Annotated in this window: 20 protein-coding genes; 12 read left to right on the top strand and 8 right to left on the bottom strand. The window is 59.9% G+C overall.

Features of this window, described 5'->3' with window-relative positions:
• The first annotated feature begins 254 nt into the window (after positions 1-254).
• The 4 genes from FBY12_RS04570 to FBY12_RS04585 all read left to right on the top strand — a co-directional run bounded on the left by FBY12_RS04570 (position 255) and on the right by FBY12_RS04585 (position 6,016).
• Entirely contained in the window at positions 255-434 is a 180-nt protein-coding gene (locus tag FBY12_RS04570; RefSeq protein WP_121730873.1) for a DUF6026 family protein, read from the top strand.
• Between the two features lie 303 nt (positions 435-737).
• Positions 738-2,486 carry a phosphoethanolamine transferase CptA gene (locus FBY12_RS04575; protein ID WP_145251528.1) on the top strand — a complete coding sequence of 583 codons (1,749 nt, stop codon included), beginning with the start codon at positions 738-740 and terminating at the stop codon, positions 2,484-2,486.
• A gap of 344 nt (positions 2,487-2,830) precedes the next feature.
• Entirely contained in the window at positions 2,831-5,071 is a 2,241-nt protein-coding gene (locus tag FBY12_RS04580; RefSeq protein WP_145251530.1) for a TonB-dependent siderophore receptor, read from the top strand.
• 738 nt (positions 5,072-5,809) lie between these two features.
• On the top strand, positions 5,810-6,016 hold the full coding sequence (locus FBY12_RS04585) for a hypothetical protein (protein WP_145251532.1): 207 nt from the start codon (positions 5,810-5,812) through the stop codon (positions 6,014-6,016).
• Positions 6,017-6,105: 89 nt separating this feature from the next.
• Here the strand turns inward: FBY12_RS04585 and FBY12_RS04590 are convergent, their stop codons facing one another.
• Both FBY12_RS04590 and zapE read right to left on the bottom strand, forming a co-directional pair.
• Complete coding sequence (locus FBY12_RS04590) at positions 6,106-6,687, bottom strand: DinB family protein (RefSeq protein WP_145252318.1); 582 nt, start codon at positions 6,685-6,687, stop codon at positions 6,106-6,108.
• A 63-nt stretch (positions 6,688-6,750) separates the two neighbouring features.
• A complete protein-coding gene (zapE, locus tag FBY12_RS04595; RefSeq protein WP_145251534.1) occupies positions 6,751-7,881 on the bottom strand; it encodes a cell division protein ZapE in 1,131 nt (376 codons plus the stop codon).
• Between the two features lie 253 nt (positions 7,882-8,134).
• Between zapE and FBY12_RS04600 the strand changes: the two genes are divergently transcribed.
• Entirely contained in the window at positions 8,135-9,187 is a 1,053-nt protein-coding gene (locus FBY12_RS04600) for an aldo/keto reductase (RefSeq protein WP_145251536.1), read from the top strand.
• Positions 9,188-9,358: 171 nt separating this feature from the next.
• Here FBY12_RS04600 and speB read toward each other — a convergent pair whose 3' ends face one another.
• Positions 9,359-10,318 carry an agmatinase gene (speB, locus tag FBY12_RS04605; protein WP_145251538.1) on the bottom strand — a complete coding sequence of 320 codons (960 nt, stop codon included), beginning with the start codon at positions 10,316-10,318 and terminating at the stop codon, positions 9,359-9,361.
• Between the two features lie 13 nt (positions 10,319-10,331).
• Positions 10,332-11,423 carry a polyamine ABC transporter substrate-binding protein gene (locus FBY12_RS04610; protein WP_145252320.1) on the bottom strand — a complete coding sequence of 364 codons (1,092 nt, stop codon included), beginning with the start codon at positions 11,421-11,423 and terminating at the stop codon, positions 10,332-10,334.
• A gap of 119 nt (positions 11,424-11,542) precedes the next feature.
• Between FBY12_RS04610 and FBY12_RS04615 the strand changes: the two genes are divergently transcribed.
• The 3 genes from FBY12_RS04615 to FBY12_RS04625 all read left to right on the top strand — a co-directional run bounded on the left by FBY12_RS04615 (position 11,543) and on the right by FBY12_RS04625 (position 14,685).
• A complete protein-coding gene (locus tag FBY12_RS04615; RefSeq protein ID WP_145251540.1) occupies positions 11,543-12,436 on the top strand; it encodes a LysR family transcriptional regulator in 894 nt (297 codons plus the stop codon).
• A gap of 205 nt (positions 12,437-12,641) precedes the next feature.
• A complete protein-coding gene (locus tag FBY12_RS04620; protein ID WP_121730881.1) occupies positions 12,642-14,090 on the top strand; it encodes a nucleobase:cation symporter-2 family protein in 1,449 nt (482 codons plus the stop codon).
• A 121-nt stretch (positions 14,091-14,211) separates the two neighbouring features.
• Positions 14,212-14,685 (top strand): LEA type 2 family protein, encoded by a 474-nt coding sequence (locus FBY12_RS04625; RefSeq protein WP_145251542.1) that lies wholly within the window; start codon positions 14,212-14,214, stop codon positions 14,683-14,685.
• Between the two features lie 102 nt (positions 14,686-14,787).
• On the opposite strand, the gene FBY12_RS04630 is transcribed toward FBY12_RS04625, so the two are convergent.
• The gene (locus FBY12_RS04630) at positions 14,788-15,711 is read right to left on the bottom strand and encodes a carbon-nitrogen hydrolase family protein (RefSeq protein ID WP_121730883.1); all 924 of its coding nucleotides are present in this window, start codon (positions 15,709-15,711) and stop codon (positions 14,788-14,790) included.
• Between the two features lie 84 nt (positions 15,712-15,795).
• On the opposite strand from FBY12_RS04630, the gene FBY12_RS04635 reads away from it, so the two are divergent.
• Positions 15,796-16,713, top strand: coding sequence for a LysR family transcriptional regulator (locus FBY12_RS04635; protein WP_145251544.1), 918 nt, complete (start codon positions 15,796-15,798; stop codon positions 16,711-16,713).
• 101 nt (positions 16,714-16,814) lie between these two features.
• Here FBY12_RS04635 and FBY12_RS04640 read toward each other — a convergent pair whose 3' ends face one another.
• On the bottom strand, positions 16,815-17,066 hold the full coding sequence (locus FBY12_RS04640; protein ID WP_092280869.1) for a hypothetical protein: 252 nt from the start codon (positions 17,064-17,066) through the stop codon (positions 16,815-16,817).
• Between the two features lie 163 nt (positions 17,067-17,229).
• Here FBY12_RS04640 and FBY12_RS04645 point away from each other — a divergent pair, with 163 nt between their 5' ends.
• Positions 17,230-17,547, top strand: coding sequence for a YqjD family protein (locus FBY12_RS04645; protein WP_092280867.1), 318 nt, complete (start codon positions 17,230-17,232; stop codon positions 17,545-17,547).
• A 202-nt stretch (positions 17,548-17,749) separates the two neighbouring features.
• On the opposite strand, the gene FBY12_RS04650 is transcribed toward FBY12_RS04645, so the two are convergent.
• Positions 17,750-18,781: an Ldh family oxidoreductase gene (locus tag FBY12_RS04650; protein WP_145251546.1), complete on the bottom strand. Its 1,032-nt coding sequence runs from the start codon at positions 18,779-18,781 to the stop codon at positions 17,750-17,752.
• 217 nt (positions 18,782-18,998) lie between these two features.
• Between FBY12_RS04650 and FBY12_RS04655 the strand changes: the two genes are divergently transcribed.
• Positions 18,999-23,804, top strand: a complete 4,806-nt coding sequence (locus FBY12_RS04655) for a dermonecrotic toxin domain-containing protein (protein WP_145251548.1) — start codon at positions 18,999-19,001, stop codon at positions 23,802-23,804.
• Positions 23,805-23,844: 40 nt separating this feature from the next.
• Here the strand turns inward: FBY12_RS04655 and FBY12_RS04660 are convergent, their stop codons facing one another.
• Positions 23,845-24,114, bottom strand: a complete 270-nt coding sequence (locus FBY12_RS04660) for a PepSY domain-containing protein (protein ID WP_121730887.1) — start codon at positions 24,112-24,114, stop codon at positions 23,845-23,847.
• Between the two features lie 152 nt (positions 24,115-24,266).
• On the opposite strand from FBY12_RS04660, the gene FBY12_RS04665 reads away from it, so the two are divergent.
• Positions 24,267-25,268: a FecR family protein gene (locus FBY12_RS04665; protein WP_145251550.1), complete on the top strand. Its 1,002-nt coding sequence runs from the start codon at positions 24,267-24,269 to the stop codon at positions 25,266-25,268.
• The last annotated feature ends 32 nt before the right edge of the window (positions 25,269-25,300 follow it).

Raw genomic sequence — 25,300 nt, forward strand, 5'->3', positions numbered from 1 at the left:
AAATAAAGTGTGTCAAAGGTTATAGCCCAACGCGACTAATGTGGGTTAGTCCAGAGCGCCGGGATGAAGTTTCCGGGCATTGTGCCCGATTCCAGACAGATAACGTCGGGAATCGTCACAAAGACACACCGACCGTGAAAAATAAAAAAGTTCCATTCACGGGCAAAAGAAATCAAAATCGCGGCCGATAGTGAAGGAGTCGCTCGCAAGAACGACACAATCACAGTTGATGCAGGCCATTTGCGAGGTGAGCAATGGACACAATCGTTACCGCACGTCCCCCACAAACTCTCTACGTCACGATCCGTCGTGATGAACTGCGCCAATTGAAAGACGAGCGCGACGCCTTGAAAAATCAGGTGACGCAGCTTCGGCAATTGTTGCAGCAGCAAGCACAGCTGGCCGGGCACGCCATGCCCGCGTTGAACGCCTGACCTCCCGGCAACACATTTATCGAACAGCACCTCATTTCCTGTGGGAGCAAGCTTGCTCGCGAAGGCGTCGTGTCGGTTGATGTCACTATTGGCTGACCCACCGCTTTCGCGAGCAGGCTCACTCCTACATGAAAAGCCATTGGCTGCAGGACTACCTGTCGCGTTCCTGAACAAAACTCACAAAGTTTTCACACTCCCCTAGCGATACTCCCGACCCTTGTGGCTGTTCGGTTCCCGGACAGTGGTTTTTCGTCGGTTCGCTTGATGACGCCGGAGCTTAAACAATACCGGTGGGAGTTCTGAATGGCAGTGTTCAAACGCAGCAAAACGTCTGCGACAGGTTTTGATTGGGCCGGGTTTCTCTGGCTGTTCGTGTTCTTCTGGTACTTCTCGGGTATTACCCAACTGCTGATCCAGCTGACTGGCACCTCCGGTTTCACCGGGTTCCGCCAGGCTTTCGTGATGAGTGCCGTGTGGCTCGCGCCGATGTTGCTGTTCCCCAAGCGCACGCGCCTGTTGTCCGCGTTGATCGGCATCGTGCTGTGGGCCTGCTCGATGGCCAGCCTGGGCTACTTCTTCATCTATCAGCAGGAGTTTTCCCAGAGCGTCATCTTCATCATGTTCGAGTCGAACATCTCTGAAGCTGGCGAGTACATGACTCAATACTTTGCCTGGTGGATGGTCGCGGCGTTCCTCGCCCACACGCTGTTCGCCTACTTCCTGTGGACCCGCTTGCGCCCTGTGTACCTGCCGCGCGGTCAGGCGCTGGTCGCCGCCACCGCGATCATCATCGCCGTGGTCGGTTACCCGCTGATCAAGCAAACCGCGCGCACCGGCAGCCTGGCCGGCGGTTTCGAGAAATTCGAGACACGCATCGAGCCGGCCGTGCCATGGCAGATGGCCGTGGCCTATCACCGTTACCTCGACACCCTGGCCGGCATGCAAGACATGCTGCACAGCGCGAGCAAGATCGCGCCGCTGAAAAACCTCCAGAGTGCCGACGCCGACAAGCCGCAGACGCTGGTGCTGGTCATCGGCGAGTCGACCAACCGTCAGCGCATGAGCCTCTACGGTTACGACCGCCAAACCACCCCGGAATTGGACAAGCTCAAGGATCAACTGGCGGTCTTCAACAACGTCATCACCCCGCGCCCCTACACCATCGAGGCGCTGCAGCAGGTGTTGACCTTCGCCGACGAAGAGAACCCGGACCTGTACCTGTCGACGCCGTCGCTGGTCAGCATGATGAAACAGGCCGGCTACAAAACCTTCTGGATCACCAACCAGCAGACCATGACCAAACGCAACACCATGCTCACCACGTTCTCCGAACAGGCTGACGAGCAGGTGTACCTGAACAACAACCGCAACCAGAACGCCGCGCAATACGATGGCGATGTGATTGCGCCGTTCAACAAGGCCTTGGGTGACGCGGCGCCGCGCAAGCTGATCGTCGTGCATTTGCTCGGTACGCACATGAGCTACCAGTACCGTTATCCGCCGACGTTCGACAAGTTCAAGGACCGCACCGGCGTGCCACCCGGCGTACATGACGACGAAGTGCCGACCTACAACAGCTATGACAACGCGGTGCTGTACAACGACTTCGTGGTGTCGAGCCTGATCAAGGATTACGCCAAGTCCGATCCGAACGGCTTCCTGTTGTACCTCTCGGACCACGGCGAAGACGTTTTCGACTCTGTGGGCCACAAGACCCTCGGACGCAACGAAAGCAAGCCGACGGCGCCGATGTACACCATTCCGTTCATGGCGTGGGCCTCGCCGAAATGGCGTGAAACCCACGACTGGAATTTTGCCGCCGACCTGAGCCGCCCTTACAGCAGCTCGCACTTGATCCACACCTGGGCCGACCTGGCCGGGTTGAGTTTCGACGAACTGGACCGCAGCAAAAGCCTGGTCAGCGACAGCTTCACTCCGCGCCCGCTGATGATCGGCAACCCGTATGAAAGCAAACAGCGGCCGCTGATCGACTTCAGCCTGATCAAACCGAAAAACCCAGTGCTCCCCGAGCCAGCGGTGGTCAAGCAATAACCCGCCGCCCCTGCAGGAGCTGAGCTTGCTCGCGATAGCGGTCGGTCAAACAACATCAATGTTGAATGTGCCGGCCCCTGTGGGAGTGAGCTTGCTCGCGATAGCGGTCGGTCAAACAACATCAATGTTGAATGTGCCGGCCCCTGTGGGAGCTGAGCTTGCTCGCGATAGCGGTCTGTCATGCAACATCATTGTTGAATGTGCCGACCCCTTCGCGAGCAAGCTTCGCTCCTACAGCTCTTTCCTAAAGATGATAATAATTCTCGTTTTAGCCTAAATCCCCCCGCCCGCCTTCGTCTCTGAGCAAACGGAATTTTTCCCTCGAAGACAAGGAGTCGGCCGCGATGTTCGCGCCTATCACCCGTTCCATGACCTTGACCCTCGGCCTGTGCAGCGCAGCCCTGAGCCCCGAACTGCTGGCCGAAACCGAGCCCGACAAAGACCCGGCCGCCAGCGCTTTGGAGCTCACCGCGACCAACGTCACCGCCGAAGGTCTGGGCACCACCACTGAAAACACCGAGTCCTACACCACCGGCGCCATGAGCACCGCGACGCGGCTCAACCTGTCGATCAAGGAAACCCCGCAATCGGTGTCTGTGGTCACGCGCCAGCAAATGGACGACTTCAAACTCGGCACGCTGACCGAAGCCATGAGCCAGACCACTGGCGTGGTGGTCCAGCACAACGACTCGGACCGCGTCAGCTATTCGTCGCGCGGCTACACCATCAACAACTTCCAGATTGACGGCATGCTCAACACCTTCGGGCGGATGAAATCCGACTCCGACACCATCATCTACGACCGTATCGAAGTGGTTCGCGGCGCCACCGGGCTCACCACCGGCGCCGGCGACCCGTCCGCCACGATCAACATGGTGCGCAAGCGCCCGACCGCGCAATGGCAGGCGCAGACCGGGGTCAGCGGCGGCAGTTATGACGATTACTACAGCTACGTCGACGTCGGCGGGCCGCTGGCATTCGACGGTCGCTTGCGTGGGCGCAGCGTGCTGGCCTATCGCGACAGCCAGTCGTTCCGCGATCATTACCAGATGCAACGCGAAGTCGGATACGGCGTGCTCGAGGCCGATCTGACCGATGACACCGTGCTGGCGGTCGGTTACGACTATCAGGACAAACAGGTTCAGGGCACCTCGTGGGGCACCGTGCCGTACTGGAATTCGGCGGGCGGCAAAGCCAACCTCGGCCGCTCGACCAACATGGCGACGCCGTGGAGTTCGTGGCCGCTGAAGGACAAAAATGCGTTCGCCAACCTCGATCAGCAACTGGGCGGCGGCTGGCATTTGAAAGCGGCCTACACCCACCGCGAAAGCGATACCGACGGCAAGGTCTACTACGGCGGCGGCGGTTTCCCGAATGACGACCGCAGCGGCATGAGTGCCTACACCGGGCACATGGTCGGCGAACAGAAAATGAAAGCCTACGACTTCAATGTCGCCGGGCCTTATTCGTTGTTCGGGCGCGAGCACGAAATGATGTTCGGTTATGGCGAAGCGGAGCGCAGTTCGGACAACCCGTACACCGTCGGGGGCGGCGTGCCGAAGGGCTACGGCAATATCGCTGACTGGAAATACATGGGCGATATCGCCAAGTTCCCGGACACCGTCACCGCTCGCACCGGCTCCACCGACAGCACCCGGCAAAAGGCCGGTTACGTGGCGACACGGCTGAGCCTGACCGACAGGTTTCACGCGGTGCTCGGCAGCCGTTACGGCAGTTGGAAAACCGCCAGCCACAGCTACCGTTACGACAAAAACCTGCAATTGACCGGCGTCGAAACCACCACTCAGCAACAGAACGATATCTGGACGCCGTACGCGGGGCTGCTCTACGACCTGACGCCGGAATACACCGCGTATGTCAGCTACACCGACATTTTCAAGCCTCAGGACAACCGCGACGCCAACCGCAAATACCTCGAACCGGTGGTCGGCAGCAACTATGAAGTTGGGCTCAAGGGCAGTTTGTTGGACGAACGCCTGAACGTCGCCACGGCAGTATTTTGGAGCAAGCAGGACAACGTCGCCGAACTGGACGATTCGGTGCCACCGGATCCAGCGACGGGTGAGGAGTTCTATAAGTCCGGGGGCAAGGGCCAGAAGGTCCAGGGTTTTGAAGTGGAAGTGTCCGGCGAGGTAATGACCGACTGGAACATGACCGCCGGCTACACCTACACCCACGCCGCCAACGGTGAAAAGCAGCGGGCCAACACCACGCAGCCCTTGAACATGTTGCGCATCTCCACGGCGTATCGCCTGCCGGGCGACTGGCACGCGATGACCGTGGGCGGCGCAGTGAATTGGCAGAGCGATATCTGGGGCAACTCCAATCGCCCGATCGGCCGCGATGCCGACGGTGACTTGGTCACCGAAAACGCGAAAATCCGCCAAGGCGCCTATACCGTGGTCAAGTTGATGTCGCGCTACGAGTTCGACCGCCACCTGTCGGCCTCGCTCAATGTCGATAACCTGTTCGACGAAAGGTATTACGACAACGTCGGCTTTTATAACGGCGTGTACTGGGGCGACCCAAGGACCGTGACACTGAGCCTGGACTGGAAACTCTAAGCCCCCGCCACAAACAGCCGATTGTGGGATCGCGGTTGGCCGCAATAGTCGCGGCCACCGCCGGTTAATTGTAGGAGTGAGCCTGCTCGCGATGGCCAAATCAGCCCCAACATCACCATCGCGCCTGCCGACGCTATCGCGAGCAGGCTCACTCCTACAGGGTTTTGTGGGTAACCGCAGCTGCTGCGCTCGCCGCAAATCCAAAGTAGGAGTGAGCTCGCTCGCGATGGCTATTTCAGCCCCAACATCACCATCGCGCCTGTCGACGCTATCGCGAGCAGGCTCACTCCTACAGGGGTTTGTGGGTAACCGCAGCTGCTGCGCTCGCCGCAAGTCCAATGTGGGAGTGAGCCTGCTCGCGATGGCTATTTCAGCCCCAACATCACCATCGCGCCTGTCGACGCTATCGCGAGCAAGCTCGCTCCTACAGGGGTTTGTGGTTGACCACAGCTGCTGCGCTCGCCGCAAATCCAATGTAGGAGTGAGCCTGCTCGCGATGGCCATATCCGCCCCAACATCTCCGTGGGGGCTGCCGACGCTTTCGCGAGCAAGCTCAGCTCCTACAGGGGTTGTGGTTGGCTGCGATGGCCTCGGCTACCGCAGGCCGATTGTGGGAATCATCCTTTTCCTACATACCAATCGCCGTTAACCCCGACTTAATGGGGCCTGCCGATACTGCGCCCACGCCCTCGAATCACGGATGAAAGGCACCCCGTCATTCTTAGTGGGAGATACACCATGAAACGAGTCAGGCTGATCCTCGCCGGTCTGCTAGCCCTCGGTTCCACCAGCGCATTTGCCGAAGGCGGCGCTGAGCGGATGAAGCATTACTGGGCCAACTTCCCGGTCAACACGGCGCAGAAGCAAGCGGAACAACGACAGAGCGGTGAACTCCGGGTTCCGGATGACCAAACCGCGCAAGTCACTGAAACTTACAAACCCTGAACCGATGGACCTCTGGCGATCTTGCTCCGACGCCAGGGCTTACACCTTGGGCGTCCTGATGGACGCCTTTTTTTATGCCTGCGATTTGCTCAGTGCCCCCAGATCAACTCTTCCGTCCAGCCCAGTTCCGCGAAGTCCTCAGCCCGCAAACCCGCCTCTCCCACGCAAAAAAACTCGTCCAGTTGCGGCGGCGGGACCGTGGTGCCACTGAGCATCGCGTGAACCTGCCCGCGATGGTGCAGTTGGTGTTCGAACAGGTGCGCAAGCATGCGCAAGCGACTGTCGTGCTGCGGGGTTTCCCGGGCGATGGTCACCAATCGCCCGAGGTCGGCATCGCGCAATTGTTCGCAATAAGCGATGAGCCGGCGATCCACCTGCGCTTGCTCGTGGCGCAGATCGGCGCCGAGCGTGAACGGCTGCTGATCCTTGAAAAACACGTAGCAATCCGGGTGCGGCACGTCACCGCGCAACTCGCGCTCCAGCGCGTCCAGGTAAAACCAGTCGCAGGTCAGAATGTGATTCAGCGTGGCGACAATGCTCGGGAAGAAACTCACCCGTGGCGCCGCCAGTTCTGCCGCGCTCAACTGCCCCCAGGCCTTGGCCAAACGATGATTGGCCCAGGCATTCTGATAAGCCATGGTCAGTAAATGGTGAGACAGCGGTTGAGTCATCATCGCGGCTCTCTTATCGAAACGCTCTCTTATCAAAACGCTCTCGCGTCCAAAGGCTCGCGTTCAAGCCTCGGCAAAACGTTGCAGCTGCATTTCCTGCAAACGGCTGAGGGTGCGGCGGAACGGGAATTCCAGATAGCCCTCGGTGTACAACGCGTCCATCGGCACCGAGGCCTCAAGGTACAACGGCACCTTGCGGTCGTAGCACTCGTCAACCAAGGCAATAAAACGCCGCACGCCATCATCGTGAACCGACAATTGCGGCAACTCGCGATCGCCCGCTGCCACCCGTTCCACGCCGTCCTCAGTCCCTCGCGCAATCCGCCCTTCGCGTTTTTGCGCGCTGAGGTTGGGCACTTCACTCATGAGAATAGCGTTGAAGCGGTCGCACAACGCCATGAAGTCCATGGCGGCCAGCGGTTGCTCGCACAGATCGGCGTAACGACACCACAACACCGTGGGGCTAGCCTGCACGACGTTGATGCTGCGATGCCCGACCTTGACCGGATCGCTGCTCACCGACTGGCCGACCGTCAACACCTTGAACGCCTCAGCCAGACCACCACTCTGGTCGCCCGCCGCCACCCAATAACGCTGCAACGCGGCGCCGGGGTGCAGGCGATGATCCTCGCCGCCGTCCACCGCGATCACCTGCATATGCTGCTTGATCGCGGCGATGGCCGGGGTGAAACGGTCGCGGTTGAAGCCATCGGCATACAACTGATCCGGCGGCTGATTGGAGGTGCAGACCACCACCACGCCTTCGTCGAACATCACCTGAAACAAACGCCCGAGGATGATCGCGTCGCCGATGTCGTTGACGAACAGCTCGTCGAAACACAGCACCCGAACCTCCCTGGCCAACTCCTGCGCCAGGGCTTTCAGCGGATCAGCGGTGCCGGTGAGTTGGAATGAACGCTGGTGCACCCAGCCCATGAAGTGATGGAAATGCTGGCGCCGCGCCGGCACGCGCAAGGTGTTATAGAACTGATCCATCAACCACGTCTTGCCGCGCCCGACCGGGCCCCAAAGGTAAACGCCGGTAATCGCCGCACGCCTTTCATGCGAAGCCTGATGCAAGGCGTCGTGACATTTTTGCAACGCCCGGACGGCGTGTTCCTGAGCTTCGTCCTGGACGAAGCCCTTCTGCTCGACGGCGTACTGCCAGGCACTGAGGGGAGAGTCGATAGTCATGGCGCGCAGTATATACGCGCGCCCCGTAGTCGCCACGTCGGCGCTTAATGACGCGCCACTTCGAAGCTTAATGACGCGGCGCTTTTTTGATTTGTAGGGATTTATGTAGGGATTTGTGTGGATTTGGCCGGCGGTCGGCTCATTTGCGCCTGAAGAAAAAAGCATCTTGACGACGAATATTGCTCGCATCATATTAAATACATGTCGCGTAACATTTATATTCAACCACAGCGTCTGTCCTCAGGAGTCCTCCATGCATTACAAAGTTTTCGGCCGTAAAAGCGGCTTGCGTGTTTCCGAACTGGCGCTGGGCGCCGGCAACTTCGGCACCGGTTGGGGCCACGGCGCCGAGCGCGATGAGGCCAAACGCATCTTCGACGGTTACCTGGAGGCCGGCGGCAACTTCATCGACACCGCCAACGGTTATCAAAATGGCCAGTCCGAAGTGATGCTCAGCGAATTCATCGCCGCCGAACGTGATCGCTTGGTCATCGCCACCAAATTCACCATGGGCACCGACCGCGTGGCGACTATTTCCCACACCGGCAACAACCGTAAAAACATGGTCCGCTCGGTAGAAGAAAGCCTCAAACGCCTTAACACCGATCACATTGACCTGTTCTGGGCGCACATCAGCGACGGCGTGACGCCGATGGAAGAAATCCTCCGTGGCTTCGATGACCTGGTGCGCGCCGGCAAGATTCATTACGCCGGGCTGTCGAACTTCCCGGCCTGGCGCATCGCTCGCGCGGACGTGTTGGCCGAAGTGCGCGGGTTTGCGCCGATTGTCGCAATTCAAACCGAATACAGCCTGGCCGAACGCACCGCTGAACGGGAATTGCTGCCGATGGCCGAGGCGCTGGGATTGGCCGCGACGTTATGGTCGCCACTCGGTGGCGGTTTCCTCACCGGCAAGTACCGCAACAACGATGGCGACAACCGTGCGGCGAAGCTGGGCATGTTGATTCACGCCGAGAAAAGCGCTCGGGAAACGGCGCTGCTCGATACCTTGCTCGCGGTCGCTGCCGAGATTGAATCGAGCCCGACCCACGTGGCCATTGCCTGGTTGCGCGAGAAAGCCAAGCGCTCGACCACCGCGCTGATTCCGATTCTGGGTTCGCGCACCCGCGAGCAACTGGACGCAACATTGGGGGCGTTGGAGGTGCAATTGAGTGATGCGCATCTGGCGCGGCTCGATGATTCGAGCAGCGTCGAAGCGGGCGTGCCGCACGCGATGATTGTCGGGTCGTCTGCGCGTTATACCGGCGTTGAAACCCTTGATCTGCCGAAGATTCCGGTCGCGTGAAGAAGCTTCGCGGGCGAGCCTCGCTCCTACGAGTTGGCGGTGATCTCAGGAGCACCGCCAATCCTGTAGGAGCGAGGCTTGCCCGCGAAAGCAATCTCACATTCACCGCAGATATCGACTGACCCAACGCCATCGCGAGCAGGATCACGCCTACAGGTTTTGCGCGATGTGCTACCGGTCGACCTTGTGTTTCGCCGCGTACAAACAGAGCATTTCCATCGCCAATGTCGCCGCCGCCAGTGAGGTAATTTCCGCATTGTCGTAGGCCGGCGCCACTTCCACTACGTCCATGCCCACCAGATTGATCCCGCGCAGACCGCCGAGAATCTCCAGCGCCTGCACCGTGCTCAATCCGCCACACACCGGGGTTCCCGTGCCGGGCGCATACGCCGGGTCGAGGCAATCGATATCAAACGTCAGGTACACCGGGTTGTCGCCGACCCGCGCCCGAATCGCTTCGACAATCGCCTCACATCCTTGGCGATGCACCTGCCGCGCGTCCAACACTTGAAAACCCAGGTGATCGTCATTGGTCGTGCGCAAACCGATCTGCACCGAGCGCGCCGGATCGACCAACCCTTCGCGCGCCGCATGCCAGAACATCGTGCCGTGATCGACACGCTTGCCCTCCTCGTCCGGCCACGTGTCGCTGTGCGCGTCGAAGTGGATCAGCGACAAACTGCCATGTTTGCGCGCATGGGCCTTGAGCAGCGGATAAGTGACAAAGTGATCGCCGCCAAAGGTGAGCATGGCGCTGCCAGCATTGAGGATGTGCTCGGCGTGGGCCTCGATGCTTTCGGGGATCGAATGCGGTGCGCCGTAATCGAACGCGCAATCGCCGTAATCAATCACCGCCAGATGCTCGAACGGGTCAAAGGCCCACGGCCAATGGCGCTCCCAAGCAATTCCGGTCGACGCGGCGCGGATCCCGCGCGGTCCGAAACGCGCGCCGGGCCGGTTGCTGGTGGCGGTGTCGAACGGCACGCCGCTGACCGCCACATCCACTCCGCGCAAATCGCGGCTGTAGCGGCGGCGCATGAAACTGGTGATTCCGGCGTAGGTACTTTCCGCGGCAGTCCCGTAGAGACTGTCGCGGGTCAGCGCCTGATCGTTTTGCACAGGGACGTCCATGGTGTGTTCCTTATTATTGGCGGCTACGGAAAGTGGTCCACAAGCGGGTGCGCTGGCGCATGTCCTTGAGGCGCATGCTGCGGTCGGCGTACAAACGTTGGCGAACGTCGGCCAACGGGTAGATATCCGGGTCGTTGCGCACCGCTTCGTCCACCAGCGGCGTGGCGGCGGTATTGGCGGTGGCGAAAAACAGCGAATTGGTCAGCGCCGCCACGGATTCGGGGCGCAGCATGAATTCGATGAACTGGCGCGCAGCTTGCGGGTGCGGCGCATCCTTGGGGATGGCCAGGTTGTCCTGCCACACCAGCGTGCCTTGCGTAGGAATTCGGTACGCGACCTCGTAGGGTTTATTCGCTTTGCGTGCCTGATCAGCCGCCATGCTCGCGTCACCGTTGTAGGTCAGCGCCAGGCAAATGCTGCCATTGGCCAGATCGCTGATTTGCCGGCCAGTGGCGACGTACAACACATTCGGCTGTAGCTGACGCAATAACGCCTCGGCGGCTGACAGATCATTCCTGTCGGTGCTGTAGGGATCTTTACCGAGGTAATGCAGCGCCAGGCCGATCACCTCTTGCGGTGAATCGAGAATGGCGATGCCGCAGTCTTTCAGCTTGCTCGCGTTGTCCGGTTTGAACAGCAGGTCGAGGCTGTTGAGCGGCACATCCGGCAAGCGCTGCTTGAGCGCTTCGACGTTCATGCCCAAGCCCAACGTGCCCCAGGTATACGGCACGCCGTAACGATTGCCCGGATCCACCGCCGCCAGTTTCTCCAGCAAATCCGGGTCGAGGTTGGCGTAACCCTTGAGCCCCTCGTGCGCGATTGGCTTCAACGCGCCGGCCGCCAAACCACGGGCCAATACACTGGATGACGGCACCACGACGTCATAACCGCTGCCGCCAGTGAGCAATTTGGTTTCGAGGACTTCCGATGAATCAAACGTGTCGTAGCGCACTTTGATGCCGGTTTCCTGCTCGAACCGCTGCAAGGTTTCGCGCGCCACGTAATCGGCCCAACTGTAGAGATTGACGACCTTGTCCTCAGCCTGCGCCGATGCGGCGATGGCCAGCAGAAGTGCGGGGAAACACAGCTTGGAAAGCGCAGCCATTTGCGGAAGAGCAGCCATGAGAAATACCTGACCCGTTGGAGTGGTTGCAGCGTGCGCCGTCGGATACATTGGAAAAATCCCGGGTTTGTTAACCTGACTTTATCCAGAGGTAATGTGTGATGCTCGGCCAACTGCATGATCTTGACCTGCAACTGCTGCGCCTGTTTGTCAGCGTGGTCGAATGCGGCGGCTTCAGCGCGGCGCAAGGCGAGCTGGGTTTGAGCCAGTCGAGCATCAGCCAGCAAATGGCCAGGCTGGAGACGCGGCTCGGTTATCGCTTGTGCAGTCGCGGCAAAAGCGGCTTTAAAGTCACGCCAAAAGGTGAGCAATTGCTGATTGCGATTCGGGGCTTGTTTGAATCGATCGAGGCGTTCCGTCATCAATCGAACGGCGTGGCCGGGCGCCTGATCGGTGAGGTGCGCCTCGGTTTGTCGGAGGCGCTTGATCAATCGGTGCTGCAGCGGGTGGCGGCAGCGATTCGGCGTTTTCGCGAGCGCGACGAGTCGGTGCGCATCGCGCTGATCAGCGCCATGCCCGGTGAAATGGAGCGTTTGTTGTTGCAACAGCGACTGGACCTGGCGATCGGATATTTCTCACAGGTGCAGAGCGCTTTTGACTACAAGCAACTGTTCAGCGAAACCCAGCATTTGTACTGCGCGCCGGGGCACCCGTTGTTCAGCAACGACGCGCCGGATGATCAGGCGTTGCAGGCGTGTGATCGGGTCGATCATCCGTATCGGTTCCTGCGCAGCGATGAGCCGTTCCGAGGCAAATTGTGTTCGGCGCGCTCGGAACAGGTCGAAGGCACCCTCGCCTTCATTCTTTCCGGCAAACACGTGGGATATCTGCCCAGCCACTTCGCGCGCAGTTGGGAGGACAAAGGATTGCTGCGAGCGGTGCGCGTAGGAGAAATGAGTTTCGACGTCGGATTTCACCTCGCCCGGCACCGGGCGCAAGTGCCGGGGGATGCGCAGAAAGCCTTTGAAGAGGACTTGCTCGCCGCATTCACCTGACTGCCACAGGGTATGGATTGCAAATCCGACTCTTTGCCACATTCTGCGAATCGAGCATTAACTCCTTGCCATATTTGAGGAATATCCGCCCGATCAGCGGATCGTTCCCTCGCTGAGCGCAGGAACGATCATCAGGCACACCAAAATCTGATTTTTCTGGCATCCTGCGCCTCCATTTTCTGACCTGGCCCCTGGCGCTTTTCTCGTGACCTCATCCGAACATGCAAAACCCCAGCCCCGTTCCGACCTCATCTACGGCCTCAACGACCGCCCGCACCTGACCGCCACGGTGTTTGCCGCGCTGCAACATGTGCTGGCAAGTTTTGTCGGGATCATCACACCGACCTTGATCATGGGCGGCGCGCTGGGTCTGCAAAGCGAAATCCCGTACCTGATCAGCATGGCGCTGTTTGTTTCCGGGTTGGGTACGTTTGTTCAGGCGCGGCGCTTCGGCCCGGTGGGTTCCGGTTTGCTCTGCCTGCAAGGCACCAGCTTCTCGTTTATCAGCGTGATCCTCAGCGCCGGGTTCATGGTCAAGGCGCGGGGCGGCGGCACCGATGAGATTCTTTCGACGATCTTCGGTGTGTGCTTCTTCGCCGCGTTCATCGAAGTGGTGCTGAGCCAGTTCATCGGCAAACTGCGCATGCTCATCACGCCCGTGGTCACCGGCACCATCATCACGTTGATGGGTCTGTCACTGATCAAAGTCGCGATGACTGACATCGCCGGCGGCTTCGGCGTGCCGGACCTCGGCGCCAGCCATCACTTGGCGCTGGCGGCACTGGTGCTCGGCACTATCGTGGTGTTGAACCGGGTCGACGTGCCGTTCCTGCGCCTCGGCGCCATCGTCATTGGCCTGACCTTCGGCTACGTTGTCGCGTGGTTGATGGGCGACGTCGATTTCGCCAACCTGCCCGCCGTGCCGCTGATGAGCGTGCCGGTGCCGTTCAAATATGGCTTCAACTTCGATTGGGTCGCGTTTGTGCCAATCGCCGTGATTTTCCTGGTGTCGCCACTGGAAGCTGCGGGAGACCTGACGGCCAACTCGATGATTTCCCGGCAACCGGTCAAAGGTCCAATTTACATTCGCCGGATCAAATCCGGGCTGCTCGCCGATGGCCTCAACTCGGCCATGGCTGCAGTGTTCAACAGCATGCCGATGGTGACCTTCGCGCAGAACAACGGCGTGATCCAGTTGACCGGCGTCGCCAGCCGTTACGTGGCGTTCTTTATTGCCGGGCTGCTGGTGCTGCTGGGGTTGTTCCCGATGATCGGCGCGGTGCTGCAATTGATGCCGAAACCGGTGCTCGGCGGCGCCGAACTGGTGATGTTCGGCACCGTCGCCGTGGCCGGGATCAAGATCCTCGCCGAGGCTGGCCTGCATCGGCGCAACATGCTGATCGTGTCGATTTCGCTCGGCATGGGCCTGGGCATCGCGGCGGTCCCGGAAGTGCTGCGCGAATTGCCGCTGGCGTTGCACAACATTTTCGAATCGCCGATCACTGTCGGCGCGCTCTGCGCAATCCTCCTCAACATGTTCCTGCCCGAAGAATTCATGGAGCTGGAAGAGGATGATTTCGACCCGGAAGCATCGATCCTGCAAGTCATGGAAAACCCGCACGCTGCGGAATCCGCAACTGGCGCCAACCGCTGAGCGCGATGATGACCCCGTGACAGTCTGCAGCGAACGCCTCACAGTGAGCGTGGTCGCACAGATGAACCGCCAGGTTTGATTGCCTGGCGGTTCAGTCCTTTTTTCATGTCGAGAGTTCGCGATGCGCAGAATTTTAGCTTTGTCCCTGTCCCTGTTATTGCTCTCGTTGAGCGCCTGCGCGCTGTTCCCCAACCGCGACCCGCTCAACATCAACGTGGTCGGCATCGAACCGCTGCAAAGTCAGGAACTGGAAGTGCGTTTCGCGGTGAAGATCCGTGTGCAAAACCCTAATGAAACTGCGATTGACTACAACGGCGTGGCGTTGGACCTGGAGGTCAACGGCCGGCCATTGGCCTCTGGCGTCAGCGATCAGTCGGGGACGATTGCGCGCTTCTCCGAAGCTGTGTTGATTGTGCCAGTGAGCGTTTCGGCGTTTTCGGTGCTGCGCCAGACCCTCGGTCTGAGCCAGACGCAAACCCTCGACAACCTGCCTTACGTGCTGCGCGGCAAACTGGCGGGCGGGTTGTTCGGGACGATGCGCTTTGTCGATACCGGCAAGCTGAGTCTGCCGGGATCCTCCACAGCCACCTGGTAACCAGCCGCCAATCGCTGTGGGAGCATGGCTTGCCCGCGATGGCGTAATCGAGATCGTCATCGCGGGCAAGCCATGCTCCCACAGGAGTGGGGTATTGCAGGGTTACGCGGTAAACCGCACCCCAGGTTTTGCCCGTTGATCCACCGCTAACTCGAACACATCTGGCCGCGCGTAATGCCCCACCACGTCGAAGTCATATCGCGCGCGCACCAGCTCATCGGTGTCAATTTCGGCCGTGAGCAAGCCCGGCCCGCCGCGCAACGGCCCGGCCAGCACATCGCCCATCGGCCCGACAATCACGCTGCCGCCGGCAATCAACGGCCGGTCCGCCGGCCAGTTGGCCACCTCCACGCCCAGCGCTTGCGGCGAGTCCTGCACCTGGCACGCGCTGACCACAAAACAGCGGCCTTCATGGGCGATGTGGCGCATGCTCACTTGCCACATCTCGCGCTCATCCACGGTCGGCGCGCACCACACCTCGACACCTTTGGCGTACATCGCGGTGCGCAGCAGCGGCATCATGTTTTCCCAGCACACCACCGCGGCCAACCGCCCGACCTGAGTATCGAGCACCGGCAAGGTCGAGCCATCGCCCTTGCCCCATATCAGCCGTTCAGTGCCGGTCGGCATCAGTTTGCGGTGTTTCGCCACCAAGCCAGCGGACGGGTCGAAGTACAGCGCGGTGCAGTAAAGCGTGCTGCCCGCGCGCTCGATCACGCCGATCACCAGATTGGCCCCAGTGCGTGCCGACAGTCCGGCCAACGCTTCGGTCTCGGCGCCCGGCACATCGATGGCGTTGGCGAAGTAGCGCGCAAACGCCTCGCGGCCCTCCGGCAAGCGGTAACCCAATTGCGTGCCGAAGCCCTCGCCTTTCGGATAACCGCCCAGCAGCGCTTCGGGCATGACCACCAACGCGGCGCCGGATTCGCGGATGGCGTTTTCCCACGTCAGGATCTGTTCGAGGGTTTGTTCCTTGCCGCCGGGCAAGGCGCCGATTTGCAGGGCGGCGACGATTGATTTGGGCATTGCGGAAACTCCGGAGCAATAAGGTGTTGCCGATTGTCAGCCGCCACCCGATCATCGATAAAGCCCCGTTCACTGCTGAATGATATGAACCTCATGAATATCGCTAACGTCGATCTCAATCTGCTGAAAGTCTTCGAAGCACTGCACGAAGAGTCCAGTGCCAGCCGCGCGGCGTTGCGTCTGGGCGTGACGCAATCAGCTGTCAGTGCGGCGTTGCGACGCTTGCGCGAGTTGTATGGCGATCAACTGTTTGTGCGCACCGGGCGCGGTTTGGCCCCGACATTGCGCGCCAATCAGCTGAAACCAGTGGTCAGCGATGCGCTGAATAAATGCCGGCAGAGCCTGGCGATGATCGACCCGGCGGCGCATCACTACGAGGGTCGTTCGGTGACTGTGGGGCTGTCGGATGATTTCGAGATTGCCTACGGGCGGCGGCTGATCGAGCAGATTGCGCTGAGCGCGCCGAAGCTGCGACTGATTTTCCGCCAGACTCACAGCCAGATCGTCGCCCATGCCTTGCTTGATCGCAGCGTCGATCTGGCGATTACGGCGGGCGGGCTGACCGAGCGATTGCTCAGCCGGCAGGTGCTCGGTGAAGGCGGTTATCTGTGTCTGGTGGACCCGATCAGTCTGGCTGACGGACAGCAGAGCTTGAGCCTGGACGAATTTGTCGCGCGCGAACACATTCTGGTGTCGTCGGGAGGATTTATCGGCATTACCGATGAGGGTTTGGCGGCGCTGGGTTTAAGTCGGCGGGTGTGCGCGTCGACCACGCATTTTGCGGGGTTGCCGTATCTGCTCAAGGGCAGCCACGCCGTGGCAACCATTCCGGCACACGCTGCAGAAAGCATCGCTGCGCTCAGCGGGTTAGCGCTGCTGCCCTGCCCGCTGGCGCTGCCGCGTTACCCGATTGAACTGGGTTGGCGCACCAACAACCAGCTCGATCCGCTGCTGCTGAAAGTGCGTGAAGCGATCATCGCAAGCTTCGCCAAACCGCTATAGCAAAGCCGGGTCCCTTGTGGGAGCAAGGCTTGCCCGCGATGGCGAACCTGAGATCGCCATCGCGGGCAAGCCATGCGCCTACAGGACGTCACCAGTTCAAATTATTTGGCAGCCATCAAGCGGTTCACTTCGCTGCGCACCATGTTGGCAAATTCCGGCGGCGACATCGTGTCGAGCTCGGCGCGGACCCATTCGGCCCACTTGCCTTTGCGCTTGGAGCGCTCACCAAACAATCGCGCGGCTTCGCCCTTGGACTTGCCCAGGTTGCTTTGCCAGAGGTCGAAAAGACGAGACTTTTCATCTTCAAGCGCAGCGCGCTCGGCGAGGGGTTTGTCGGCCAGATTGAAGCTCATGGGAAAATACCTGCTGCGTAAATGGCGACATCTTACACCTTGGAAGGGATTCTTCTGACCCCGAATTTGCTCGCTGCCCTACGAGTTCGCAAATTCCCTGCAACTTTTTCAGCTGCTCGAGACTCCATTGTTCACTGCCCACTTATCCGCAAGGAGTTACTCAATGGCCCGCAAAACCCCAGTACAAACCGCCGCAGACCAAATCAAGGACCAGGCATTCAGCGAGCTGCAAGCGCTGATCGAAGAATCGGACAAACTGCTGAAAAGCAGCGCGTCGCTGGTTGGCGAAGAAGCCGACACCTTGCGTGGGCAAGTCGCCCAAAAGCTGCAACTAGCGCTGGAATCGGTGTCCAGCGTTCGCGAGCGCACCAAGCCTGCGGTCGAAGCCACCGAAAGCTACATCGGTGGCCATCCATGGCAGACCGTGGCCATCTCCGCCGGTTTCGGCCTGGTGGTTGGATTGCTGCTCGGTCGCCGTTAATCGCGTCCGGCACTAAAAAAGGCGAGCTTAATGCTCGCCTTTTTCATGCCCAAATTTACGCCACACCCGATCTTGTAGCAGCTGCCGAGCCCCGCGAGGCTGCGTAGAGGGCGCAGCCCTCGCAAGGTTTGGCGATGGCGGCGCTGTCGGACGCAGCCTCGCGGGGCTCGGCAGCTGCTACAAAGCATGCGGTGGGCGGGCGTTATGGGTTGGCCAGTTCTCGCAGGTTGGTGAGCACTTCAGCTTCCAGCGCAATGCCCTCGGCGGCCGATTTGGCGCGTTGCTGATGACGCCGATCGCCCGGCAAGCGCTTCAACCCGACGCCGTGCATCTGCCGCACCAGTTCTTCGCTGCGCTGAGCGAAATCCTGTCCGGCACTCTTGCTCGGGTCGATCACGATCAGCAGTTGCCCGGTCCACGGCGTCTTCGCCCCCGGATGGTTCGACCAATCGAACTCGAAAGAAAAGTTGCCGCCAGTCAACGCCGCTGCCAGCAACTCGACCATCATCGACAACGCCGAGCCCTTATGCCCGCCGAATGGCAGCAACGCGCCGCCCTCAAGAATCGCTTTCGGGTCTTCGGTCGGCTGGCCGAGGCTGTCCACGCCCATGCCTGCCGGCAAACGCTGGCCCTTGCGCGCGGCAATCTGCACGTCACCATGGGCGATGGCACTAGTGGCCAAGTCGAAAACAATCGGATCGCCGCCAGCCCTTGGCGCCGCAAACGCAATCGGGTTGGTGCCGAACAGCGGCCGGTCGGCGCCGTGCGGGACCACGCAGGTCATGCTGTTGACCACGCTTAGCGCCACCAGACCTTCATAGGCAAAGGGCTCAACGTCCGGCCACAGCGCGGCGAAATGGTGCGAGTTACGGATCGCCAACACCGCAATGCCCGCGCTGCGGGCCTTTTCCACCAACAACGCACGCGCGGCGGATAGAGCCGGTTGGGCGAAGCCATTGGCCGCATCGACCCGGACAAAACCCGACGCCACGTCTTCGACCACCGGCACAGCCTGGCCATCGACCCAACCGCTGTTGAGCGTCGAGACATAACCGGGAATGCGAAACACGCCGTGGCTGTGGGCGCCGTCGCGTTCGGCACCGGCGCAGTTCAGGGACAGGGTCTTGGCGACATCGGCCGAAGTGCCGTGGCGGATGAAAATCTGTTCGAGCAATTCGACCAGTGCAACGAAATCCAGGGTTTGCGTGTTCGAAGTGACAGGTGCTGCGGTCATCTGAGGCTCCAGTTTTATTATTGAGTGCGGGCTACAGGCTGAAACGGCTGGACGGCAACCGAGAAAAACGTGCGCCGATTAAGCGCTGTTGCGCAGGCCTCCTGTCAAGTCTCGAAAAAACGTTGGCTCAAGGAATATGTACCGCAGGGCTCTTGCCCATCAGCCGTACCGTTTTTCCTCATCCGATCCGCCGAGATCGGCACATCGAGGAAAAACCATGACAGCTCCCCCGCTCCCCTATTTTTTTGACGAAGCCGATCTGGCGGCCAATGCCAAGCAACCCGGCGACCGAGAAAAAGCCCTGCAATTTACTGTTGCCGATCTCAAATGGTTGCGGGTTGTGTACTTCGCCACCCATCCCTCCCGAGCGCTCAGCCGCCCGGGCATGACCGTGCAGCGTTTGCTCCTGCAAGCGGACAGCGCACCGCCGATCACCCTGGCCGGGGCGTTTTTCATGAGCAAACCCGACAACGGCGAAGCCACGCTCTATACACCGTGGAAAGGCCTGATCAAATATGCCGACGAAGAAGACCTGAAAAGTGCCGTTGAAGGCTGGCTCACCGAAACCAGCGGCCGACGCGAATTGCTGCGCTATTTGTCGGTCGAACAGCGCCGCACTGCGCTGGCTGCGCGCGCCCTGAAGGTCTCGGCACAGATCATTGACGGCGCCGTGTTCGAGGACCAGGAAACCGTCATCGAGCGCAATCAGCAGCAGAATCTGGCGAGCATGCAAGCGCAATTGCTCAAGCTCCCGAGCCTGCGCTCGATGCTCGACCAAATACTTAAAATTGTCCTCGCCAAACGTTTTCCGGGGCTGGACCAGACTAAAACCCGACTGGCGAGTTTCGCCGGCAAAGACGATCCGCAGCGCAGCCTGTCTTCGCTGTCCTTGAACGATGTGGTGTTGCACTACTACCTGACCAATGATTGGCCGGAAGGTGAATCCCGAGCCTTCGTGCATCTTGCGCACGGCGTCAGCAGCACGGCCGACACTCACGCATGGGAAGCGGCAGTCAAGGAGATAGCGCAAAGCCTCACGCCTCACCTGCGCAGCCTGCTCGAAACGTTTTGGAACAGTCCTATGGACAATGGCCTGTCACCCGCAGCGTTCTTCGCCGAGAGCCTGTGCGACAGCTATTGCGTCGATCTGCTGCTCAAACGCCAGAAAGGCGTGCTGACGTCTGAGGAATATCTGCGCCTGATGGAGGTCAGCCTGGCGGGCAGTGATGATTTGCCTCACTCCAGCGAAATCGTGCAAAGCGAAAAAGTGCGCATTACCGCACCGCTGCAGAATTCCGTTCTGCTGGCATCGACCTTGCTGATTGATACCGGCAAAACCAGCGCGTTCCTCTACACCCAATCGCGCGGCGTGGAAACCAGCGGCAACCTCGGCGAGGTCAAGCGCACCCTGCTGAGCATGCTGAAAAGTGAGGGCCACGACGACAACCTCTATAACTTCCTGTCGCTGGAAGAGCGCGCCGTGTATCTGGCGCTGGAGCCGCAGCAGCGGCAGATTGTCGGGGCGCCGGTCAGCGGCCGGATCTTCGACGAGCTGCTGGCCGACATCATCGACAAACAGCTGCAAAACCTCAGCTATGCGCTGGGCCGGTATCGCGACAGTAACGGTGTGCTCGACCCGCATGCCTTGCTCGACAATGCACTGGACGTTCGCGCGATGCTCGACAGACGCTTGCTCGACATCGATACCAACGGACGCTGGAGCACCCGTGCGGATCAGCGATGGAATGCGCAACCGGCGATGATCCGCGCCGATTCGGCCAAACAGCAATTGGCGCTACTGGCCAGTGTCGAACACGCGCTCGAGCAACAATTGGAAAAACATCCGCCCATCGGAACCTCGGTCACGACCCTCGCGCAAGCCGAGGGCGGCGTGCGCGCTTCGCTCGAAATGCTCCAGCCGAAATTCGCCCACACCTTGTCGACCGCGCTGCGCAGCGAATTGAAGCTGCGGACCCTGGCCCGAACCCTGAATTCGCTGCAGCAAAGCATTATCCAGACCGTGCTCGACACCCCGGTGCGTCTGCAACGCGGCGCCTTGAACGGTTTTCTGCCGGATGTATTCGGCCTCGGGCTCAAAGACCAGCGCAGCAATGAGCGATTCAAACTGGCCAGTTGTTTTGTGCTGACCGAGCGCGGCGGCCTCGACCCCGAGCACTCCGGCAACGCCATTCTGTGGACCCCGGCGCTGGGCTTTGAAGGGTTTCCGGCACTCGCGCCACTGCTCGCCGAACTCAATACGCGGCTGAGCAGTGATTTTGAGCGTCCGGCATTGCTGGAGAATCTGGAATCCGACGAGCGCTTGAACAACCGCACGCTGGCGCTGGCGCCGCTGCAATTGATCCACGGCGATTTTCTTGAGCACCTGCAAAAACCGCATGTGCGGCTGAATAAAAGCGCGGTTGAGCGCGTGCTCGCCTCAAATCTGCCGGCGCCACAACGCGCGCAGCTGTTGGGCCGGGTTGCTTTGGGCGTGCCGAAAACCGGTTTGCAGCGCCCAACCGATATTGCCCAAACGCTGATCACCCGCCAAAAGATCCCGACGTGGCTGGCTAACGCGTCGCTGGAAGATCAGATCCTGCACGCTGAATTACTCGCGCAATACCTGAAAAATGCCGAAGACGATGAAGACTATTTGTCCGGTATCGATTCATTGCAACGCACTGCTCATCGCGAACTGAAAAAACGGCTCGAGGCGGATCAACATGATGTAGACCCCAACCAGATCGAAATCCAGATCGACGCCGCCATGACAGTGGCAGCGCGGACGCTCACCCTGCCGGCCTTCGCCCTCATGCACTTGCACCTTCTCGACAGCCTCAGCTTTCGAGTGGCTGCACTCAACCGCCCAGCGTTACCGGCCGCGATCAACCCTTCCTACGTGAAAAACCTGCTGCGAACGCTCAACGTTGGCGAACACCAGCAGACCGTGCTGAACAACGCCTTCGCCGATTCGAACGTCAACGCGGTCGCCCGCATTCAGCGTTTCAACGCGCAATTGCCTTGGCAACTGATGCACTACGCACACTCGGAAAAACTTCAGGAGCGCCTGAGCGAAGCGGCGTTTGCACTGATTTGCCAAGTCATGGACATGCCCGACGCGATAGCGCGCGATGCCGTCGACGGCACTTCGGCGATTATCCGTCCACTGACGCTGCTCGCGGCCGCCAGCGAACAGGGAATTACGGTGCCAGGGGTTTATCTGCTTGGACCGAAAAACCAGGCCGCTGGGCCGCTGGTTTTGCTCGCCCCCTATAGCCCGGAACATGGGCTGAAAGAGTACGAAAGTGAACGGGCGCTGCTCGATGAGCTGAAAAGTCCCGGCGCGCTCCAGCGCTGGATTCTCGAGCGCCTGACGCCGACCGAGCGGGCGCTGTGCAAAACGCGGTTGAGCGCCAACGCCGGCGTGCCGCCATCGGCCAGCCTGGCTTCCCTCCCGATCAACGGCGCACTGTTCAAACGCCTGTTCAATGACAACGCGCTGATCCTGGCCAAGCTATTGACCTGTCAGTCGATCGACGGTGGGCAGGCGGATTGGGAAACCATCAAGCGCGTTTTGAGCGAAGACCTGCTTGAAGCGACCAATTTTATCTGGGGCAAACTGGCCTACCCGGTGACCGTGTGGCGCAGCTACCGTGACATCAAAGCCTCGGCTGAGGATTTGCAGACGCATCATTGGCAGCCGGCGGTGAAAAGTTTTGTCCACGGCATCGCGCAACTGGTCACCCTGCGCGGCTCAATGGAACCGCGTGAACCTTCGGCTATCGCCCAAGGCGTCGCGAGCACCGACACGCGCTGGCAACGGATCGACATCACGGGGCCCGCACGCACCCGTTTGCAACACCTGGAACGCAGCGATATCGACCTCGGCGCCTTGACTCTCGACAGCAATCTTGGGCTGTACGTCGATTCGGTCACCCGCCAACATTACGCGCCAATCGAGGGCAAGGTGTACCCGCTGCAGCCTCGCGGCAAACGTTGGGTGGTCGGCAATAGCAACGTTGGTGGGCTTTATGTGACGCGCAACACGGCAAAAAAATGGGTGATGGAGTCGTCCGCGCAAACACCGCGCTTCAACTTGTTCGGCCGTCTGAAAACCTGGGACATCGTGCGCAACGGGATGAACGTCGAGGCTGACGGCATGCGCGAAATCCAGCAACTTTTCCCGGTGAGGGCCCGGTTGATCAATGAAGGCCTGGACCTCGCGACCCACTACGCCTGGACCAGCTACCGCAACCTGCAATTGCTCAAAAACGCGCCAACGCAAACGACACCCATGCATCAACTGATCAAAGATTTTCTCGGCGTGCCTTTGGTGCTGCCGGAATACACCGCCGCCATTGAGAAGGTCGTGCTGCAGATTTTTGCCGCCCTGCTCGACCCAACGCTGCGGCATGCGAAATCCAGGCGCTTTGTCGTCGGCAGGGCCCTGGATGATGCGGACTTCGTTTTTGCCTTTACGGTGCCTGCGGATCAGTTGAAGAAAATCTACCTCGCCAGCAAGTTCTTCTTCCCCAAACTGGATCACTACCGTAACTACATGACCGATGTCGCGTTCCCAATCAGCGCCCACGCCAGGGCTTCAACACTGATTCATGAACTTTCGCACATCGTCTGCAAAACCGAGGACATCGCTTATCTCGAAGCCTACCGGCCATTTTCCGACCTGATCGAAACAACCAACGATCGCGCGAAAGGGTTAAGGGGCACGCTGGAGGATATTCAGACCAAGGCGCTGTCCAGTCGCTCACCGCTGACACACCTGTTTGCGGTGATCAATCCGGTGACGTTGAGCCTGGAGGATCTCGGCGAGACGAGTTACGAGGAGAGTGATCGGGCATTGGCACAAGTGTTCGCATTGACCGGGCAAGTGACGCTCGATGCTGCGCGGGCGGAGTTCATGAGCAACGCGAAGGTGAGACTGGCGGTGCAGTTGGGTAATGCCGACACCGTATCGTGGCTGATCAGCCATATGGGGCGGCAACTGCACACAAATACGCCGTAACCGAAAGTCAGGGCACTGCGTTGGCAGCGCCCTGCGAGGTTTAGTCCTTCTGGTCGCGCAGGATGTTGCCGGAGGCGCCGTCGATGCGGAATTCATACACCACGCCGTCGGCCTTGCGGCCCTCGCCTTCCCAATAGCCGTCGTTGTCGGCGCTGATCTCATAGAGCTCGACATAACCGGCTTTGGTTTTCGCCACTTCAATAGCTTTCTCGATGGTGATCCAGCCAGCGCCCGGGCGGTCGGCCATGGCCGCGCCGGCAGTCAGCAAAGTCGCGGCAGCAATCAGGGTGGCAAACGTTTTCTTGATCATTTTTTCACTCCATTTATGGTTACTTCTTCGTAACGTCCATTTTTTAGGGCCTTTCACAGAAAAATAAGTTCCACTTTGATGGGTAAATGCCATGACGGATGTTCTCGCCACGCAGCGCGCGAGGTTAGAATGCAGCAAATCAGGATGAGTCAATGACCGAACACACCTACTCGGAAGCCGAATTCGACGCCATTACCGATGCCGCTGCGCATTGGTGCATGCGTCTGCACGCCACGGACTGCACTGACGCCGAGCGTCGGGCGTTCGAGCAATGGCGCGCTGCCGATCCGCTGCACGCGTTCGAATATGACGCGATGCTGGAAATCTGGGATGTTGCCGGAGAACTGCCGCGTGCTGCATCCGCGCCACCACTGTCATCCATCAAACCTGCGACACCTTGGCGGACCTTCGGCATTGCCGCAGCCGTCTGCGCCGTGGCTCTACCGCTGGCGGCGTACACCGGCTGGAACCTGGGATGGCTGCCTGACGCGTATCAGCATTTTGAAGCCAGCGACAATGTTCGGCAGGTGACCTTGGGCGATGGCAGTCAGGTCGAGCTGAACCTGAACAGCGAACTGACCTTCACCAATTACAAGAATGAGCGCCGAGTGAGACTGAAAAAAGGTGAAGCCTTTTTCAGTGTCACCCACGACATGGCCCGCCCATTTATCGTCAAGGCCGGTGAAGGCCGGATTCGCGTGACCGGGACCAAATTCAACGTCTGGCTGTACGAGGATCAGGTCAGGGTCAACCTGATCGAAGGCTCGGTGCTGGTCAGCAGCAACAATGCGCTGGCCGGCGACGGTTTGCGTCTGGGGCCGGCGATGCAAGCCCGTTATCGGCATGGCGACTACATGCCGCAGATCAGCCAGACCTACGCCAACGACAACTCCCTGGCCTGGCGCACCGGCAAACTGGTACTCGATGACCTGCCACTCAGCGACGCATTGCCACTGATCAATCGTTACCTGAGCAAACCAGTAATGGTGGCTGATAAAAGCACCGCAGCAATTCGCCTTGGCGGCATCTACAACATCAAAGAACTGAACAACCTTGTGGCCACCCTGCCCCGGGTTTTGCCGGTTTACCTGACTCGCAATGAGAACGGCAACCCGGTGCTCAATTCGATTCCGCAACAAACGCCAAAAGGCTGAAGGCCGCAACCTGTGAGGGGTGCGGCCTTCGT

This window comes from Pseudomonas sp. SJZ131, from assembly GCF_007828705.1.
GTDB classification, from domain to species: domain Bacteria; phylum Pseudomonadota; class Gammaproteobacteria; order Pseudomonadales; family Pseudomonadaceae; genus Aquipseudomonas; species Aquipseudomonas prosekii.

Excerpts from the sequence above, each read along its gene's own strand:
- FBY12_RS04630 (WP_121730883.1), bottom strand. The coding sequence starts at position 15,711 with ATGCCCAAATCAATCGTCGCCGCCCTGCAAATCGGCGCCTTGCCCGGC.
- FBY12_RS04655 (WP_145251548.1), top strand. The coding sequence starts at position 18,999 with ATGACAGCTCCCCCGCTCCCCTATTTTTTTGACGAAGCCGATCTGGCG.
- FBY12_RS04635 (WP_145251544.1), top strand. The coding sequence starts at position 15,796 with ATGAACCTCATGAATATCGCTAACGTCGATCTCAATCTGCTGAAAGTC.
- FBY12_RS04650 (WP_145251546.1), bottom strand. The coding sequence starts at position 18,781 with ATGACCGCAGCACCTGTCACTTCGAACACGCAAACCCTGGATTTCGTT.
- zapE (WP_145251534.1), bottom strand. The coding sequence starts at position 7,881 with ATGACTATCGACTCTCCCCTCAGTGCCTGGCAGTACGCCGTCGAGCAG.
- FBY12_RS04580 (WP_145251530.1), top strand. The coding sequence starts at position 2,831 with ATGTTCGCGCCTATCACCCGTTCCATGACCTTGACCCTCGGCCTGTGC.
- FBY12_RS04645 (WP_092280867.1), top strand. The coding sequence starts at position 17,230 with ATGGCCCGCAAAACCCCAGTACAAACCGCCGCAGACCAAATCAAGGAC.
- FBY12_RS04660 (WP_121730887.1), bottom strand. The coding sequence starts at position 24,114 with ATGATCAAGAAAACGTTTGCCACCCTGATTGCTGCCGCGACTTTGCTG.
- FBY12_RS04610 (WP_145252320.1), bottom strand. The coding sequence starts at position 11,423 with ATGGCTGCGCTTTCCAAGCTGTGTTTCCCCGCACTTCTGCTGGCCATC.
- speB (WP_145251538.1), bottom strand. The coding sequence starts at position 10,318 with ATGGACGTCCCTGTGCAAAACGATCAGGCGCTGACCCGCGACAGTCTC.
- FBY12_RS04585 (WP_145251532.1), top strand. The coding sequence starts at position 5,810 with ATGAAACGAGTCAGGCTGATCCTCGCCGGTCTGCTAGCCCTCGGTTCC.
- FBY12_RS04625 (WP_145251542.1), top strand. The coding sequence starts at position 14,212 with ATGCGCAGAATTTTAGCTTTGTCCCTGTCCCTGTTATTGCTCTCGTTG.
- FBY12_RS04570 (WP_121730873.1), top strand. The coding sequence starts at position 255 with ATGGACACAATCGTTACCGCACGTCCCCCACAAACTCTCTACGTCACG.
- FBY12_RS04575 (WP_145251528.1), top strand. The coding sequence starts at position 738 with ATGGCAGTGTTCAAACGCAGCAAAACGTCTGCGACAGGTTTTGATTGG.
- FBY12_RS04590 (WP_145252318.1), bottom strand. The coding sequence starts at position 6,687 with ATGACTCAACCGCTGTCTCACCATTTACTGACCATGGCTTATCAGAAT.
- FBY12_RS04665 (WP_145251550.1), top strand. The coding sequence starts at position 24,267 with ATGACCGAACACACCTACTCGGAAGCCGAATTCGACGCCATTACCGAT.
- FBY12_RS04615 (WP_145251540.1), top strand. The coding sequence starts at position 11,543 with ATGCTCGGCCAACTGCATGATCTTGACCTGCAACTGCTGCGCCTGTTT.
- FBY12_RS04640 (WP_092280869.1), bottom strand. The coding sequence starts at position 17,066 with ATGAGCTTCAATCTGGCCGACAAACCCCTCGCCGAGCGCGCTGCGCTT.
- FBY12_RS04600 (WP_145251536.1), top strand. The coding sequence starts at position 8,135 with ATGCATTACAAAGTTTTCGGCCGTAAAAGCGGCTTGCGTGTTTCCGAA.